Raw genomic sequence first — 14,631 nt, 5'->3', positions numbered from 1 at the left:
CGCAACTGCTTAATCTGCAATGCGTGCCGGTCTTCTATTTTCGTCTGTGAGACTGAATCGACATCATCCGATAACAAATATGTGAGACACGCGATGCATGGAAACACCCAGTGTCGCAAACCACACCTCAACAAACGAAAACAGGAGATTTACGACGCTTATTGGTTTCCCAGCGTCGTAAATCTCCTGCGTGCCAATTTGAGCTCCTAAATGCTGGAGCAACCGGCCATTTCGCTTATTACAACGCTTCGACCGCCTTGCGAGCGGCATCGTAGTCGGGCTCGTCGTGAATCTCGGGAACCTGTTGCGTATATGCGACGTTGCCGTCGGCATCAACCACGACGACCGCACGTGAAAGCAAGCCGCGCATACCACCGTCGGCAATGGTCACGCCGTAGTCCTCGCCGAACGAGGAACGGAAGGCGGAACCGGTGACGACGTTCTTGATACCTTCGGCGCCGCAGAATCGGGCCTGCGCGAACGGCAGATCCTTGGAGATGCAGACGACAGTGACGTCATCGAGATCTTCGGCCATCTTGTTGAACTTGCGCACCGACATCGAGCAGACGTCCGTGTCAAGCGACGGGAAGATGTTCAGAATGACTTTGCGACCGGCGAACTTGTCGAGGCCGAAATCGTTGAGATCGCCATCGGCGATGGAGAAAGCCGGGGCCTTGGAGCCGACGGCGGGGAGATTTCCTACGGTGCGAGTGGGCGCACCACCCAAAGTTATTTGTGCCATGTCTTCATGGTTTCACGAAACAGGCCAATATGCCAGTGTTTTACGCTACGTGATAGCAACATCACGCGCTTTGCCACATATCAGACTTCCACTTCGAAACGTCTACTACCGGCGATGTGCCCCAAACCGCATCTTGTGATTGGATTTGTGACGCTCAAGCGACAGTATGCGACACAAACGCAACATTCGATCGTAAACGCGACGCAAACCACACCGCTACCGTCGCATCCGCAATAACAACTTGCGTTTGCGACACCAGTCACACTCCTACAGTCGCATCCGCAACAACAAGTTGCGTTCACGACACCAGTCACGCTACCAGCGTCGCAAACGCAACATTGAATTGGAAATACGACGTTGGAGTTCACCCCATAAGATCACCATTTCGCAGCTTCCTGAAGACGGGATGGTGATAAAAAACAAAAGGTCCGGAGCCAAACGACCCCGGACCTTCGTAAAAAAGCTTGATACTACTTGCGCTGATGACGAGTCTTACGCAGCAGTTTGCGGTGCTTCTTCTTGCTCATCCGCTTGCGGCGCTTCTTGATGACAGAACCCATCTGAAGCCTCCAATCCTTGACTGTAAGTTTGCAACTTGACTTATCTTACTCGCTCTTGCCGACTTAAAACGCCATGTCACTAATTTTTGGCGACCAAACGCAAATCGTACAAAAACAGATTAACTTGGACTATTCGAGACGCTTGTTACGCGGGATTTCGGTCTAAAGCGGGAATTTCGAATAGAACCGCTGAATCGAATCCTTGGGACCTGTGGCTTGGAAGACGACGGTATCATTCTGCCAAATCGCCGTGGCCGTCTTGCTCTTGTCGTCACTAGTCTTGACCACGTATTTGCCAGTGGCATTGCCGGAAACCTTGACATCGCCGCTGGCCACATCGGTGCCTTTGAGCGCACCGGTCAGCGTGTCGTACTGGGTTTTCGCCGTGTCGTTGCCAGACCATTGCGCCACCACAAGGGTGATGTCTTTGGCCATGTTCCCTGTCGAATAAGTGAGGGTGTACTCCTCCAGCGGCGAAGCGGAAGTCCAGTTGGCGCTTGGAGCGGATTCCGTACGCGCAAAGTTGAGAACGCTATCGGGCATCGCCTTCAGCAACGGAGTGGCATCCTGCGGCAATTCCTTGGCCTTGATGCTCGGCGTGGTGGGTTGCGGCTTGGCGGACGTCGTCTGCTGCTGTTTCTGCTCTTCACTGGCCGACTTGTTCATCGCCCAGCCCGGCCAGACAAACGCTGAAAGCAAGGCAAGCACGATTACCACCGCAGCCGCGACCACGACCGCAATCAATTTGCCATGGGAAGAAGAATACCTTTGTTGAGTCGACATAACCGCAATTATTTCACATCGTGCTGACGCTGGCGTTATCGGACGGGTCGTTGCATCGCGCTTGGATTACTACGATTTGGCACTTGGCAAGATGATTATTCCGCCGGTCATCTCCACGAAAAATGGATTTACAATCCCCAGCTTGGCAAATGGAAATTATAGGCTCACACTAACCCATGGTTACCAAAAGATACGGTCGGAATTCGTACGGTTTCATTTGGTAACCATGGGTTAGTGTGAGTCTCAATCTTGAAAGGACTTGCTCTTGTCGGCGAAATTGGCTAGCGTCGGCATCATGGCAAAGAATGCGACACAGTACGTCTGCTCGGAGTGCGGCTGGAACGGCGTGAAATGGTACGGGCGCTGCCCCGAATGCGGTGCGTGGGGCACCATCGAGGAATTCCACGAGGCCCGGCCTGCCGCCGCGTCGCGCACCGCCGCGCCAGGACGCACCTCGCGCACGAAGGCCAGTTCCGCCGTCATGACGGGCAGCGCCGCAGCCAAGCCGATCACGGAAATCTCGACCGACAGTGTCAAGAGGATTCCTACCGGCTTCGACGAGTTCGACCGCGTGCTGGGCGGCGGCATTGTGCCGGGTTCGGTCGTGTTGGTCGCCGGCGAACCGGGAATCGGCAAGTCGACACTGTTGCTTGAAACCGCGGGAAATGTGGCACGAAATCATCCCAAAAAATCAGTCCTTTATATATCCGGCGAGGAATCACAGGCGCAGGTGCGTATGCGAGCCTCACGTATCAATGCCATGGAAGGCAACCTGCTGCTGGCCGCCACCACCGACCTCGCCACCGTGCTCGGCCTGATCGAGCAGGAGAAGCCGAGCCTCGCAATCGTCGATTCCGCGCAGACCATCGTCTCGCAAGACGTCGATGGCATCTCCGGCGGTTCCACGCAGGTACGCGAAGTCGCCAGCGCGCTGATCGACACCGCCAAAACGCTTGATATTCCGGTGATGCTGGTAGGCCATGTCACCAAGGACGGCTCCATCGCCGGCCCCCGCACGCTCGAGCATCTGGTGGATGTGGTCTGCCAGTTCGAGGGCGATTCGCAGACCGCGTTGCGTCTGCTGCACGCGGCCAAGAACCGCTTCGGGCCGACCGACGAGGTGGGTTGCTTCGACATGAGCGGCGACGGTATCGAAGAGGTCAGCGACCCGTCCGGCCTGTTCCTTTCGACAGAAGACGCGCCGGTCGAAGGCACCTGTGTCACGTTCACACTCGACGGCCACCGCAGTCTGCCGATCGAAGTGCAGGCGCTCGTTACGAAATCCGTTCTGCCGACACCAAGACGTAATACTAATGGCATCGATTCCAACAGGCTCGCCATGCTTTCGGCGGTTTTGTATCGCCACGGCCGCGTGAACCTTTTGGCCAACGACCTTTACGTTTCAACCATTGCCGGCGGACTGGCCAAGGAACCGGCCTGCGATCTCGCCATTGTCGCCGCATTGGCGAGCGCCGCCACCAGCAAACCCATCGCCCGCACCACCTGCGCCATGGGCGAGATTTCCCTGACCGGTCAGGTGCGCCCTGTCCCCCAACTTTCCCATCGACTCAACGAGGCCGCACGCCTCGGCTTCACCCGAGCCGTGGTCCCCACTCATCGCGGCCGTCGCGGTATCAAGGCCGTCAAGGGCTTGGAAATCGTAGAGGTCTCGTCCCTGCGCAACGCCCTCGATGCGTTGGGCGTTTCCAAAGGAAGATAACGAATCGAATTCAGCCACATAAGTGAGACCCTAACAGTCTTTCACTTGAACCAAATATAAATAAGGAGTAATAATGAGCGTTGCATTTGAGGATATGAGCGAGTACGCGCAGCATGTGGTCAAGGCGCTGGACCTTGAGGCGCATCCGGAAGGCGGATGGTACCGGCAGACATGGCTGAGTCTGCAGGCTGCGGCGGGTACAGCGACAAAGCAGGCAGCGGAACGTGGGGACGCGCAACGCGGCATTGGCACTAAGGCAGCGTCGGCAGATTCCAGTGATACCGACGTATCACATTCCGATAACACATACGCGGCAACAGCCGACGACCTGGAATCAATGAAGGCGACGGAAGGCCGACCGCTGGCCTCACTGATTTACTTCCTGCTCGCGGAGGGCGACGCAAGCGCCTGGCACAAGGTGGACGCCACGGAAATCTGGCTTTGGCACGGGCCGGCCACCGTCGGCCTCGAGTTGGGCGGGTACGGCGACGCTCCGGCCGACGAATCCGGACGCACGCTCTATACGCTCGGGCAAGGCCTCACCTCTACCTATTCGACAAGCGATGTCACAACATCTACAGCACATTCACCAGAAACCAAAGGCAACGAAATTGAAACCGTCTCGGGCACAACAAGCGGTTCTACAGCAACTTTGAACGCAGCAGCTGATCCCTCAATCGCTTCCGCAGCAACGCCGATCGGCCAAGTGGTCATTCCCGAAGGCTGCTGGCAGCGCACCGTGCCCGGCAAAGGCGACGCGCTGGTCTCGTGCGTGGTGAGCCCCGGCTTCACCTTCGACGGCTTTACGCTCGAATAAGAAGAACATTTAGAAACAGTAAACGGTAGCGGCAAAGAACACGGAATGGACGTGCGCTTTGCCGCTATCGGTATTAAAAATCACGGAATCGTTGTCTCAAAGAAGAGCATTCAGAACGATTCAAAGCAAAGTACTTGCCAATAAAAGCAATCGACCGTTGCCCATTAGCCCCTCAAGTATTGACACATTTCGATATTATATGTCTATTAATTCAGCCATGCTGACTATACTTGTAATTCATAGCGATAGCGCCGCGCAGACACCGACCGTCTTCGTGGCCATACGCTTGCTCCAGAAGAGCAGAAGGGAACAAGACAATGGGGAAGCAACACAAGTACACCATCGCACGCATCTCGGTCGCGCTGTTCGCCGCAGCCGCCACCATCCTGGCCCCGCAGATCGCCAGCGCCGCCGTACCGATCGGCGGCATGACGCCGTCGGCAGTGGTCAAGGCGGCAGACAAACAGCAGGACGCTTCCAGTAAGACCGGCGACAGGACCGACACCGCGAAGAACAACACCAGCAACACGGCCAAAACCGATGACGCCGACCAACAAAACGTCAAGGGCCGCACCAACGCCCCAACGGGCAGGAATCATTCTTCGAAGGATCCAGCCGCAACCAAACCCACAGCGCCTTCATCACCCACACTCAACAAACGCATAACGCCGAAAGCCGCAACGCTCGGCTCGTCCAATCCCGCTCTGAAACGAAGAGCCAGCCCATCGGTCGGAACGCAAGACACCTGCACCGACATTAATAAGACACCCTGGGGCACCAACGCCTACTGGCAAATCGATTCGGACTGCATACTACATCTGGGTGCCGTCGACACCTCCCAGCCAGCAACCCTCGGAGAAGCAGTCCAGATGCCGTTTTACGCCCTCCCATGGATTGACCATGCAAGCAACATCAAGAAGGTGAAAATCGACTCGGCCGTCCACGCAGCGACGAATTCCAAGTATCTGTTCTCCAGCCTTAACAACGTCACCGCAATCGACAATCTATCACTGCTCGACACCAGCGATACCACCAACATGGAACACATGTTCGCCTTCATGAGCAGTATTACCAGCCTCGACCTCAGCAGCCTCGACACGCATAACGTCACCGACATGAGTTACATGTTCGCCTCTATGTACGGTCTCGAAAACCTGAACATTGGGAGCTTCAACACCAGCAGCGTCACCAACATGAGTTACATGTTCGGAGGCCTGTTCAATCTCACCAGCTTAAACATCAGCAACTTCGACACCAGCAACGTCACCGACATGAGCGGCATGTTCAACAGCCTGCAACGTCTCACCAGCCTGGACCTCAGCAACCTCGACACCAGCAAGGTCGAAAACATGAACAACATGTTCTTCGGCCTAGACAATATCGCCAGCCTGGATCTGAGCAGCTTCGACACCCACAACGTCACCGACATGAGCGCCATGTTCGACTATTCGACCGGACTCACCAGCTTGGACCTCAGCTACTTCGACACCCATAACGTCACCAACATGAGTCAGATGTTCGAAGGCCTAAGCAATCTCATCAGTCTGGACGTCAGCGGTTTCAACACCCACAACGTCACCAACATGAACTACATGTTCGACAACACTTCCGCTCTGCGGTTCATTCGTCTTGGGGAAGACACGAGCCTCATCAGCCATAAAGGACCATCGGGGACCTGGCTGAGTGAGAACAACGGCACTACGTGGACGGGGACCCCATCTGCGGATAGCACTCCGTTCGGCTCCCGCACGCAGTCGATGTGGTACAGCACCTACCATCTCGCGTACGTATTCGAAGGCAACGGCTCGACCTCGGGCGGCGTGCCCATCCCACTGACCCCGACCGACACGCCGGCAGCCCCAGGACAATACCACATGCGCCGCCCCGGACGCGCACTCCTCGGCTGGTCCATCAACCCTACAGCTACCGAATCCACCTACGCCGAAGGAGCCACCCTGCCCACATACAGCAGTAACGGCAGTACTATGGTTAAACTCTACGCAGTCTGGAAGGCCATACCCGCGCCCGAAACGAGCACTGCCTCCATCAACGCCACCGACGTCCACGGGGACGGCACAGTGACCGTGGCTGGAACATTACCCGCCGATACCCCGGCCGACAGCGTGGCCGTGAGCTTGTTGCCCGGCGGCAGCTCCAGCACCGATCCATCTGACGGCGTGACGACCGCCGCAACAATCGACTCTGGCGCACACACCTGGACAGCCATGTTCCATGCCACCGACTTCACCGCCCCCGACACCATCGGCACCGGTAACGACTATGTCATCCGCGCCAACCTGCACAACAGCACCGGCGACTCCCTATACTCCTACAAGACCATCCACGTAGATATGGTGGTGCCCACTGTCACTGAAGTCGCGTTCACGGCGCCCGCCGGAAGCGCGAAGGGGACGGTGACCGGCAAGGTGCTCTCCTCCGCATCCACCGACGCCCAGCCCAACCGCACCGGCGAGGCCAATGCTACCCTGACGCTCGTCTGGTTCGACGGCAAGGGACAGCCGCTCACCAACCCGGGCACGTTAAGCCGTGGCGGCGCGCCCCTTACCTCCACCGCCGCCAGCAACACCGACGGTACCTTCAGCGCCGAGTGGCCGCAAGGCGTCGTGAAGGGCGATCAGGTCACGGTCACCGCGCAGGACACCACGGGCAACACCAGCGCACCCAGCAGCCTCCTCAAGCTCGGTGAGGCCGAACAAGCACCGAGCCCCGGTACACCCGGACAGCCCGGTCATCCCGGAACACCCGAACAACCCGGCCAACCTGAGCACCCCGGTCACCCCGGAACACCCGAACAGCCCGGCCAGCCCGAACAGCCCGGCCAACCAGGACAACCCGGCCATCCCGGAACACCGCAACGCCCCGGCACACCCGGCTCGCCGCAACAGCCCGGCAAACCTTCCGGTAACACCGGCAATCCAACTGGAAACACCGGTACCGGCGGCCAGCAGAACGGCCAAGGCAGCCAGACAACCGGCAACGGCGCCAACGCCGCAGGCAAAACCACCAAGCCCAAGCAGCTCGTAGCCACCGGAACGAACGTGACGGCCATAGTAATGGCGGCATTGTTTACGGCAGGCATCGCTCTTGTCTTCGACCGTGCCGTTAAAAAGCACGCTGACAAAGTGGAATAAATAATATTCCACTCGGCTAAAGCGGCCGGTGAATAGAGGGACTTCGTCATCATCAGCGGAGCCCCTCTTTTCGTACCCATTTGCAACGCCGACACGGAAATCGTCTTTACAGCCGCTCAGTCATTTTGTATCGCTGAAACCCTCAGAGCTTCAACCTTTGAACGTCACCGATGGTGCATAAACTGCTGATACAGCCTGCAAGCCCGCAAAACCAAGGAGTACCATGACCGATCAACGCGATGATTCAAGCAATTTCGCTTCGTGGGCACGGACGTTTTCGCAACACACCAACCAATCGCTGGCCGGTGCGAGTCTACTGGTTTCTAAGGCGAAGGGCGACGATGCCGAGGACAACGCTCTGCTCAGCAATCAAGCCGAAATCTGGGGAATGAACGTCATCGAATCGGATTCGGTGGCGGCTACTTCTGAAGATGTACAGAGAGATTCAGCGGCACCTTCACAACGTCCTAATACGGATTCAAACCCACAGAATGTTGACGCCTCCGCAAAAGGCAAGCCATTCGCTTACCGGTACGTTCCTGAATTCGACAACGCTGACAAGCAAGACGGCAACCCTCAAAACGCCGGAACTCCAACGATTCCCGACATACGCAAGGCCAGCGGGCTTGAGGCGATGGACTACGCGCAAGCGCACATGCCCGTCACCCGTGAGCTGATGAAAAGGCTTACAGAACCCGTCGACTTCCGCGGCGTCCGCATCGCCACCTGCCTCATTCTCGAACCCAAAACCGCCGTGCTGCTGCGCGAGCTCAAGGCGGCGGGAGCGCAGGTCGGCGTGTGCTGCGAACCCGGCGGGGTGGACGGGCGCGTGGCCGAGCAATTGCGCGCCGAAGACATCGAGGTGGAGGCCAAAAACGACTGGACCTCCTCGCAATACCACGACGGGGCGCTGCGGCTTCTGGACACGCTCAACCCGAACATCATCATCGACGACGGCGCCAGCTTCGCCCGTCTCGCCGCCCGCGAGCGCCCCGAAATCGTCAAAAACCTCATCGGCGTGGCCGAGGAGACCACCAGCGGCGTCCGCGCATTCCAGGCCATGCAGGATGACGACGCGCTGCCCTATCCCGTCGTCGCCGTCAACGACAGCAAACTCAAAACCGACTTCGACAACGCCCACGGCACCGGCGAGACCTGCGTGACCACCATTCAGGAACTCCTTGGCGCGCAATGGTTCGCGGGCAGGAACGTCACCGTCATCGGCTACGGGCCGGTCGGGCGCGGCTTCGCCCTGCGCGTACGGACGCTCGGCGCTCACGTCACCGTCTGCGACATCGATCCTGTCGCCTGTCTCAAGGCAGTGTTCGAGGGCTTCCCCACCGCTGATATCGATGAGGCCCTGCCCGAAACCGACATGGCCGTCTCCGCCACGGGCGTGCGGCACACGCTTGCGCTCGAACATCTGCACTTGATGAAGCCGAACGCCGTGCTCGCGGTCATCGGCGGCATCGCCGACGAAATCGCGCTGGACGATATCCCCTCGTTCCACCGCCAGCCCGGGCGCGATGTCACCACCATCCGTGTCCCCGACGGGCCGGAACTCACGCTGCTCGCGCAAGGCGACGGCGTCAACTACACGACCGGGGGCGGCAATCCCATCGAAATCATGGATTTGAGCTTCGCCGTCCAGGTGAGCGCGGTCGCCCACCTCATCCGAAACCAAGGAAATCTGCCGAATAGAATTATTCGCCTCGATGCCGCCACAGACCGCGAAATCGCCGATATCGCCTTGCAAGTGCGCGGCTATCACGCCAGCCACGCGGTCGCCGACAACGGCTACAGCTGGAAGACCACCCGTTTCGACGCGATGCAGGACTGACGCCAACAGCAACTGATCTCCATAATCTTCAGTGACTGTTTTTCTGCGCAACTTACAATTCATGCCGAAAAGCAGTCACTGAGGGACCAACAACGAACGGTTTCGGCATAAGAGAAGCAACATGCAGAAAACCAATCATTGAGAGAGATTCAACATAATCCCAACCGAATTTCCGGCTTTACTGCCGGCGAAATAGCTGCAATCCTGCCATTGCGCCATAATCTTCTATAACACAATCGCCATCAGCCGCGAACAATGAAAGCGTCCTTATGAATTCCCTTCCCAACCAAACCGGCAACACCCCGCAAGACGCTTTGAAACACAGTACCCATACCGACAATTCAGATAATCCCGACGCCACAGCCGACGAGAAGACCGTTTACCTGTACTCGGCGAAACTCGTGATTCCCGTCACCGCACCTGTCATCCCGGGCGGCGCGGTGGCCATACGCGGCGAACGCGTGCTGCACGTCGGAACGCGGCGCTGGGTGCTCGGCGAACTCAGGGAAGAGGGCATCGACGCGGCCAAGGTGGTTGAGCGGCACTTCGAAGGGGTGCTGATGCCAGGGCTGGTCAACGCACACACTCATTTGCAATACACTGGTATGGCAAGCGTCGGCCAGGGCCATTACAAAGATTTCCATGGTTGGGAACTGGCGTTCGACAAGGTCTACGCGACAGCCGAAGAGACCAAGCCTTGGCGGCAATGGGCGTTCGACGGGGCACGCCAGCTGGTTCAAAGCGGCACCACGGCGGCGGCCGACATCGTCACCGATATGGAGGCAGCGGGGGCGTTGGCCTCGCAGGGCCTGCACGGCATCGCCTACTGGGAGGTGATGAACTGGCACAACAAGGACTGGGAGGATCACGGCAAGCAAGCGCTCAGGGAAAACCTCACCCAGCTCGAAACGCTCAACCTGCCGAATATCGGCATCAGCCCGCACGCGCCCTACACCCTTGATTCCGAGCCGTTCATCGACCTGCCGGACATCGCCCGCCGCCTCAACATGCGCCTGCACATTCATCTGGCCGAAACCCCGCTGGAAGCCGGCTCGCATCCGGCGATCCTCACCACCTACACGGCCAAGGACTGGAGCGACGAGCGCTGGGCCAACTATCTTGAGCTCAAACGACACGGCAAAGGCGCTTCCGCCATCCAATTCGTCGACAGCCTGGGCTCGCTCGGCCCCGACGTGCATATCGCCCATGGGGTCTGGGCCAACCGGGAGGACCGGCGCATCCTGCGCCAGCGAGGTGTTGCTGTGGCCCTGTGCCCGCGCTCCAACGAGATCACGCACACCGGCAAGGCCGCGCCCGTGCGTCGCTATATGGACGAAGGCAACATCCTTTCGATCGGCACCGACTCGCTTTCCAGCTCCCCCAGCCTCGACCTTTTTGACGAGGCCGCGATGGTTTATGCCATCGCCCGTGAGCAGGATTACGCCAAGGACGATCTGAGCCACCGCATCATCCGCATGATGACGCTGGGGGGCGCGGAATCGATGGGCATGCACGTCGGAGCCCAGCGCATCGGGCAGATCAACGCCGGCGCGCTGGCCGACCTCGCCTTCATTGACATGCCTGCCGAAACCCATACCCCGCGCGAAATCGAGCACACGCTGGACGAGCTGGTGCGCCACGGCTCCGGCCACAACCGCGCCACGGTGGTTTCCGGCAGACTCGCGTATAACGACGGCGTTTTCTAAATCCGGCAATCTCGTCTATAACGACGATATTCCCTAAATCTGGCAGACTTGCGTACAACGTCAATGCCTTCTGATTTGCCCGGTTACCGTACGCAATCGTCACAGATCCTACGCAATCGTCACGCCTAAGCCCCGGGCCTCGCTTTTTGGATATCGGATAACCCGTTATCAATTATCCTAATCATCCCAAACGTGTTTCTGCCTATTTGGAAACGACGATCAATGCTAAGATGCAAACGTCAGACCTGCCGCAAGAACGACATTCGCACTTGCCGGTACGGTTTATATCGTATTCAGATTCCACCAGAAGCAAGAGGTCAACAATCATGTCATCGCCATTTTTCAAACGCGCTGTCCGTGTTCTCGCCGCCACGCTGAGCGCCGCCGCACTGGCCATAGGCGCCGCAGGCTGCGGTTCCGGCAAATCCGGCAATACCGCAAGCTCCGCCAATTCCAACGACGTCACCCAACAGACCATGATGCCGGGAACGCTCACCATCGGCACCGGCCAGCCCACCTACGAACCGTGGGTCATCGGCGACAAGCCCGAGACCGGCAAGGGCTACGAGGCCGCGGTCTCCTACGCGGTGGCCGAAAAGATGGGCTTCAAGAAGTCGCAGGTCAAGTGGACGCGCACCACTTTCGACCAGGCCGTCGCGCCGGGCGCGCAGAAGGACTGGGACATGAACATCCAGCAGTTCTCCATCACCCCGGAACGCAAGAACGCCGTCGATTTCTCCCCCAGCTATTACAACGAGACGCAGTCCGTCGTCGTCCTCAAAAACGGCAAATACGCCAACACCAAGTCCCTTTCCGAGCTCAAAAAGGGCACCATCGGCTCCATGGTGGGCACCACCAGCTATGACTTCACCATCTCCAAGATCAAGAAGGACGTCAAGACCTTCAACGACAACGCGGCGCTGGCCCAGGCGTTGGACTCCAACCAGATCGATGCGCTCGTGGTCGACACCCCCGACGCCGTCTACATGGTGCAGAGCGGGCAGGTCAAGAACGCCAAGGTGATCGGCCAGATCCCCGGTTCCGAAGACAAGGACGGCATGGGCATCGTCCTGCCGAAGGGTTCGAAGCTCACGCCGGCGGTCACCAAGGCCGTCAACGCCCTGCAGAAGGACGGCACCATCACCAAGCTGCAGCACGAGTGGCTCAAGGAATACACCACCGACATCCCGATGCTCGAGAAATAAGCGCCGGAAACCTTAGCGATTCGCTTTTTACGTGACCCTTTAACCGGCAAGACGACAATGCCACAGCCGGTTAAAGGGTCACTCTATAATCGACATGTCAGACCGTCGATTTCTTTTAGAAGATTGGTCATCAATGCCGCAGACTGCAACACAGAACATCAGCGCCGTCGAGCTCGAACGCCAAGGCTACATACGCCGCCAGAACCTCCGTTCCGTCGGCATCAGCATCGTGAGCACCCTGGTACTTGCCGCGCTTATCGTCATCGGACTCAAGGTCTCCCCCGGCTGGCCGAATGTGCGCCAATCGTTCTTCTCGGGCAAATACTTCGCCCAATCCTTCCCTGCGGTTTTGCAGGGCCTCTGGCTCAACCTTGAAGTGCTGTTCTTCGCCACCATCGGCGTGGCGATTTTGGGCACGCTGCTGGCCATGATCCGCATCAGCACGTCCCCGCTGCTCTTCCCGCTGCGTGCGCTGGCGACGCTATATACGACGTTCATGCGCGGCATCCCGATGATCGTGCTGCTCTATCTGATCGGCTTCGGCATCCCCGGCCTCAACATTTTCGGGCGCATTCCCGCCGCCGTGCTCGGCACCATCGCCATCACCCTTGATTACGCCGCCTTTGTGGGCGAGGTGCTGCGCGCCGGCTTCCAGGACGTACACCCCTCGCAACGCGCCTCCGCTCGCTCGCTCGGGCTTACCAGCGGCCAGACCATCCGTATGATCATCATTCCGCAGGCGCTGCGAAACGTCGCCCCGGCGCTGATGAACGACTTCATCTCCATGCAGAAGGACGCGGGCCTGATCTCCACGCTCGGCGCGGTCGACGCGGTGCGTGCGGCGCAAATCAGCGTGGCACAGACCTATAACTTCACCCCTTACGTCGTCGCCAGCGTGCTTTTCATCTGCACCAGCGTGCCTTTCATTCTTCTGAACGACTGGTATTCCAAGCGGCTTCGCGGCCGTGAGCAGGGCATGGGTGTGGTATGAGCAACAGCTTTTTCACAGCTAATATGATCAATCCGATCAACGCGACTTACGCGGACAATGCGACCAACGCGACCAACCCAATCAACGCGACCAACCCAATCAACGCAACCAACGCGGTCAATCCGTTTCAGCGTCGAATTCTGAAAGCCAGGCACCAATGAGCGAGACCAAGACACAGGCGGAAAATCAGTTGTCAGGGAACGCGCAATCCTCTACGACGCCGTCGCGGACGCATACGGCCAATGATGCCAATGCCGCCGCTGTAACCCCGACCGCCACCGTCGCCGCAAGCGCAACCACTGCTGCCGCCGACACCACCGATATCGTCAAACCCGTCCTTCATGTTGACAATGTGAAGAAGACCTACCGCAACGGCAAGGTCGAAAACCAGGTGCTCAAAGGCATCTCCTTCGACATCAACCCGCACGAGGTCGTGGCGCTTCTGGGCCCTTCCGGTTCCGGCAAATCGACGCTGATGAAGTGTATCAACCTGCTCGAACGCGTCGATGACGGGCAGATTTGGTTGAACGGCACCGACATCACCGACCCGCGCGTCAATGCGGACAAATCCCGCGCGCGCATCGGCGTGGTGTTCCAGCAATTCAACCTGTTCCCGCACATGAGCGTCATCAAGAACGTGACGCTGGGCGCCATCAAAGTCCACCACTGGCCCAAGGAGAAGGCTGAGGCCAAGGCGCACGAGCTCCTGAAGCGCATCGGCATGGACGCCAAGGCCAAGGCCTACCCCGACCAGCTTTCCGGCGGCCAGCAGCAGCGCGTCGCCATCGCCCGTGCCCTGATGACCGATCCTGAACTGCTCCTGCTCGACGAAATCACCTCAGCGCTCGATCCGATGCTCGTCGGCGAGGTGCTGGAAATGGTCACCGAGCTCAAGGAACGCGGCACCACCATCCTGATGGCCACGCACGAAATGGAATTCGCCCATCATGCCGCCGACCGCGTGGTGCTGCTCCAGAAGGGCGTCATCGCCGAAAACGGCACGCCCAAAGAGGTCATGGAGGAATCGCAGAACCCCGCCACCCGCGAGTTCTTCAGCCATTTCCGCGAGGTGTGAGCGCTTACTTCTCCTCCTGCATGGACGAATGCAGAAGCAC

Annotated in this window: 12 protein-coding genes; 9 read left to right on the top strand and 3 right to left on the bottom strand. The window is 58.6% G+C overall.

What is annotated here, in order from left to right; all coding sequences use genetic code 11:
• Positions 1-238 precede the first annotated feature (238 nt).
• The 3 genes from tpx to OZX67_RS02635 form a co-directional block, all read right to left on the bottom strand.
• Positions 239-742, bottom strand: a complete 504-nt coding sequence (gene tpx, locus OZX67_RS02645) for a thiol peroxidase (RefSeq protein WP_277143907.1) — start codon at positions 740-742, stop codon at positions 239-241.
• A 470-nt stretch (positions 743-1,212) separates the two neighbouring features.
• Positions 1,213-1,302, bottom strand: coding sequence for an AURKAIP1/COX24 domain-containing protein (locus OZX67_RS02640; protein WP_004268639.1), 90 nt, complete (start codon positions 1,300-1,302; stop codon positions 1,213-1,215).
• Between the two features lie 162 nt (positions 1,303-1,464).
• A complete protein-coding gene (locus tag OZX67_RS02635; RefSeq protein WP_277143905.1) occupies positions 1,465-2,085 on the bottom strand; it encodes a hypothetical protein in 621 nt (206 codons plus the stop codon).
• A 295-nt stretch (positions 2,086-2,380) separates the two neighbouring features.
• Between OZX67_RS02635 and radA the strand changes: the two genes are divergently transcribed.
• The 9 genes from radA to OZX67_RS02590 all read left to right on the top strand — a co-directional run bounded on the left by radA (position 2,381) and on the right by OZX67_RS02590 (position 14,591).
• Entirely contained in the window at positions 2,381-3,805 is a 1,425-nt protein-coding gene (gene radA, locus OZX67_RS02630) for a DNA repair protein RadA (RefSeq protein WP_277144866.1), read from the top strand.
• A 73-nt stretch (positions 3,806-3,878) separates the two neighbouring features.
• Positions 3,879-4,622, top strand: a complete 744-nt coding sequence (locus tag OZX67_RS02625) for a cupin domain-containing protein (RefSeq protein ID WP_277143903.1) — start codon at positions 3,879-3,881, stop codon at positions 4,620-4,622.
• Positions 4,623-4,939: 317 nt separating this feature from the next.
• Entirely contained in the window at positions 4,940-7,774 is a 2,835-nt protein-coding gene (locus OZX67_RS02620; RefSeq protein WP_277143901.1) for a BspA family leucine-rich repeat surface protein, read from the top strand.
• Between the two features lie 223 nt (positions 7,775-7,997).
• Positions 7,998-9,614, top strand: coding sequence for an adenosylhomocysteinase (locus tag OZX67_RS02615; protein ID WP_277143899.1), 1,617 nt, complete (start codon positions 7,998-8,000; stop codon positions 9,612-9,614).
• A gap of 269 nt (positions 9,615-9,883) precedes the next feature.
• Positions 9,884-11,320, top strand: coding sequence for an amidohydrolase family protein (locus OZX67_RS02610; protein WP_277143897.1), 1,437 nt, complete (start codon positions 9,884-9,886; stop codon positions 11,318-11,320).
• A gap of 326 nt (positions 11,321-11,646) precedes the next feature.
• Positions 11,647-12,525 carry an ABC transporter substrate-binding protein gene (locus OZX67_RS02605; RefSeq protein ID WP_277143894.1) on the top strand — a complete coding sequence of 293 codons (879 nt, stop codon included), beginning with the start codon at positions 11,647-11,649 and terminating at the stop codon, positions 12,523-12,525.
• A 133-nt stretch (positions 12,526-12,658) separates the two neighbouring features.
• Positions 12,659-13,516, top strand: a complete 858-nt coding sequence (locus OZX67_RS02600; RefSeq protein ID WP_277143892.1) for an amino acid ABC transporter permease — start codon at positions 12,659-12,661, stop codon at positions 13,514-13,516.
• Positions 13,513-13,677 (top strand): hypothetical protein, encoded by a 165-nt coding sequence (locus OZX67_RS02595; RefSeq protein WP_277143890.1) that lies wholly within the window; start codon positions 13,513-13,515, stop codon positions 13,675-13,677. The genes OZX67_RS02600 and OZX67_RS02595 overlap by 4 nt, the downstream gene beginning before the upstream one ends.
• Positions 13,674-14,591 carry an amino acid ABC transporter ATP-binding protein gene (locus OZX67_RS02590; RefSeq protein WP_277143888.1) on the top strand — a complete coding sequence of 306 codons (918 nt, stop codon included), beginning with the start codon at positions 13,674-13,676 and terminating at the stop codon, positions 14,589-14,591. Before OZX67_RS02595 ends, OZX67_RS02590 begins: the two co-directional genes overlap by 4 nt.
• Positions 14,592-14,631: the final 40 nt, after the last annotated feature.

The sequence above is a fragment of the Bifidobacterium sp. ESL0728 genome (assembly GCF_029392015.1).
Classification (GTDB): domain Bacteria; phylum Actinomycetota; class Actinomycetes; order Actinomycetales; family Bifidobacteriaceae; genus Bifidobacterium.
Note: the sequence above shows the minus strand (reverse complement) of the source record. Positions and strands in the feature narration are given on the sequence as shown.

Coding starts and splice junctions, on each gene's coding strand:
- tpx (WP_277143907.1), bottom strand. CDS start 742: ATGGCACAAATAACTTTGGGTGGTGCGCCCACTCGCACCGTAGGAAAT.
- OZX67_RS02640 (WP_004268639.1), bottom strand. CDS start 1,302: ATGGGTTCTGTCATCAAGAAGCGCCGCAAGCGGATGAGCAAGAAGAAG.
- OZX67_RS02635 (WP_277143905.1), bottom strand. CDS start 2,085: ATGTCGACTCAACAAAGGTATTCTTCTTCCCATGGCAAATTGATTGCG.
- radA (WP_277144866.1), top strand. CDS start 2,381: ATGGCAAAGAATGCGACACAGTACGTCTGCTCGGAGTGCGGCTGGAAC.
- OZX67_RS02625 (WP_277143903.1), top strand. CDS start 3,879: ATGAGCGTTGCATTTGAGGATATGAGCGAGTACGCGCAGCATGTGGTC.
- OZX67_RS02620 (WP_277143901.1), top strand. CDS start 4,940: ATGGGGAAGCAACACAAGTACACCATCGCACGCATCTCGGTCGCGCTG.
- OZX67_RS02615 (WP_277143899.1), top strand. CDS start 7,998: ATGACCGATCAACGCGATGATTCAAGCAATTTCGCTTCGTGGGCACGG.
- OZX67_RS02610 (WP_277143897.1), top strand. CDS start 9,884: ATGAATTCCCTTCCCAACCAAACCGGCAACACCCCGCAAGACGCTTTG.
- OZX67_RS02605 (WP_277143894.1), top strand. CDS start 11,647: ATGTCATCGCCATTTTTCAAACGCGCTGTCCGTGTTCTCGCCGCCACG.
- OZX67_RS02600 (WP_277143892.1), top strand. CDS start 12,659: ATGCCGCAGACTGCAACACAGAACATCAGCGCCGTCGAGCTCGAACGC.
- OZX67_RS02595 (WP_277143890.1), top strand. CDS start 13,513: ATGAGCAACAGCTTTTTCACAGCTAATATGATCAATCCGATCAACGCG.
- OZX67_RS02590 (WP_277143888.1), top strand. CDS start 13,674: ATGAGCGAGACCAAGACACAGGCGGAAAATCAGTTGTCAGGGAACGCG.